Genomic DNA, 2,121 nt, shown 5'->3' with positions numbered 1-2,121 from the left:
ATGCAAGCTGGATTTGCAATGGTAGAAGCTGGATTTACAAGAGCTAAAAATGCGGGTAACATCATAATGAAAAACGTAATGGATTTTTCTATGGGAATTATAGCATTCTGGGCTGTAGGATTTGCCTTTATGTTTGGTAAAGGGGACATTTTAGGAACTACAAACTTTTTAGGAATGGGTTTAGCTGACTGGGACTGGACATTCTTTATTTTCCAGGGTGTGTTCGCAGCTACAGCTGCAACTATAGTTTCCGGAGCTATGGCAGAAAGAACAAAATTTGGTTCTTATCTTGTATCTAGTTTCCTTATAACTGCATTTGTTTATCCTATCTTTGGTCACTGGGCTTGGGGAAGTCTTTTCGGTCAATCTACAGGATGGCTAGAAAACATGGGATTCATTGATTTTGCAGGATCTACTGTAGTTCACTCTGTGGGTGGATGGGCTGCTCTTGCTGCTGCGATAGTATTAGGTCCAAGAATAGGTAAATTCAAAAATAAAGAGATTTCTGCTATACCAGGTCACTCGATACCACTAGCTTCTCTAGGTGTATTCATTCTTTGGTTTGGATGGTTCGGATTTAACTGTGGAAGTACAACAACTGGTACTTCTGAAATAGGTCTTATTGCTGTAAATACAAACTTAGCTGCTGCTGCTGCCTCTATAACAGCACTGATTACTTCTTGTGTAATATTCAAAAAGGCTGATATAGGTATGACACTAAACGGTGCTCTTGCAGGACTAGTTGGAATAACAGCAGGATGTGCAAATGTAGAGCCTTGGGCCGCAGTAATAATAGGGTTAATAGCTGGTGTCCTTGTAGTATTGTCAGTACTGTTGGTTGATAAGATGCATATTGATGATCCGGTTGGTGCTGTTTCTGTTCATGGTGTCAATGGTGCTTGGGGAACTCTGGCAGCTGGAATCTTTAATGCTGAAAAAATGTTTGATGCTAAGATTATAGGTGTACAGGCAATAGGTGTTGTAACAGCGTTCGTAGTGGCATTTGTAGGTGGGCTAATTATATTCAACGTAGTAAAAGCTGTTATGGGATTACGTGTATCTGCAAAAGAAGAAATCGAAGGACTGGATATAGGAGAGCATGGTGCTTCAGCTTATCCTGAGTTTCCTTCTCACACAGAGGTATCGCTATTTAAGTAATCCGTATTGTGTAGTATAATAATAGAAATAAAATTATAGGGGGGATTTTTATTATGAAGATGATAGTTGCTATAATTAGACCTATAGGCATAAATGCACTAAAAGAAGCTTTGTGCTCAGCTAATATAAAGGGTATGACTATTAGTGAGGTAAGGGGTTTTGGTAGACAGCTTGGTAAAAAGGAGATTTTTAGGGGAGTGGAGTATCTGGTAGAATATGTACCAAATCTCCAGGTAGAGATCCTGGTAAAAGACAGCGACGTGGAAAGAGTGGTAGATATAATTCTAAAGGCCACTAAAACTGGTGAAACAGGTGACGGTAAAATATTTATTCATCCTGTAGACGATGTAGTGAGAATCAGAACTGGTGAAAGAGGGGATGGAGCTATCTAAAAGCTCAGGAAACTTCTGTAACAGGAAATGAAATTTATCTTAATATTTATAAAAATGCATGTGAGCGAGGTGATGTTTATGTTGACTAAGAAATTTATAGAAAATTTTGGAAGAACCCCAACTCATAAAGAGGCCAAGGTTCTTGAATATATAAAAAGTAACTGTTATGGAGAATACTTAAATGTTGACCCTCAGATGTTCATTGAATATTTCTGTAAATATTATTATTACTGCATAAGCAAGAGTTTCATTTAAAAACGGGGTATTAATTTAAAGCAAAGTCTAAGCAGGAGGTTTTAAGACCTCCTGCTTTTTATTTTGTTATAAATTATAATTAGATCCATTTGACACAATACCTTGAAAAGCTACAAGAGTTGTGATAAATTGTGTAATGGATTATAACCAATTTTATTATTAATATATGAAAATTACAGGGAGTGACGTCTATGAATAATTTTAACTTTTCCAATACTCCGAAATTATATTTCGGAGAAGGAACCTTTGATAAACTAAAAGAGATAATATCAAATTACGGAGACAGAGTTCTTCTGCTCACTGGAGGGAGGTCATT

Annotated in this window: 3 protein-coding genes; all 3 read left to right on the top strand. The window is 36.9% G+C overall.

Annotation, left to right across the window (positions count from 1 at the left end; genetic code table 11):
- Nucleotides 1-1,158 (top strand): ammonium transporter (locus ABZA26_RS13560; RefSeq protein WP_372715031.1); only part of this gene is annotated, 1,158 nt, incomplete at its 5' end.
- Between the two features lie 53 nt (nucleotides 1,159-1,211).
- Nucleotides 1,212-1,550: a P-II family nitrogen regulator gene (locus ABZA26_RS13555; RefSeq protein WP_372715030.1), complete on the top strand. Its 339-nt coding sequence runs from the start codon at nucleotides 1,212-1,214 to the stop codon at nucleotides 1,548-1,550.
- Between the two features lie 27 nt (nucleotides 1,551-1,577).
- Nucleotides 1,578-1,805: a hypothetical protein gene (locus ABZA26_RS13550; protein WP_372715029.1), complete on the top strand. Its 228-nt coding sequence runs from the start codon at nucleotides 1,578-1,580 to the stop codon at nucleotides 1,803-1,805.
- Nucleotides 1,806-2,121 lie beyond the last annotated feature (316 nt).

It is taken from the genome of Ilyobacter sp., assembly GCF_041583315.1.
Classification (GTDB): domain Bacteria; phylum Fusobacteriota; class Fusobacteriia; order Fusobacteriales; family Fusobacteriaceae; genus Ilyobacter.
This window is presented reverse-complemented; position numbering and strand designations above follow the sequence as displayed.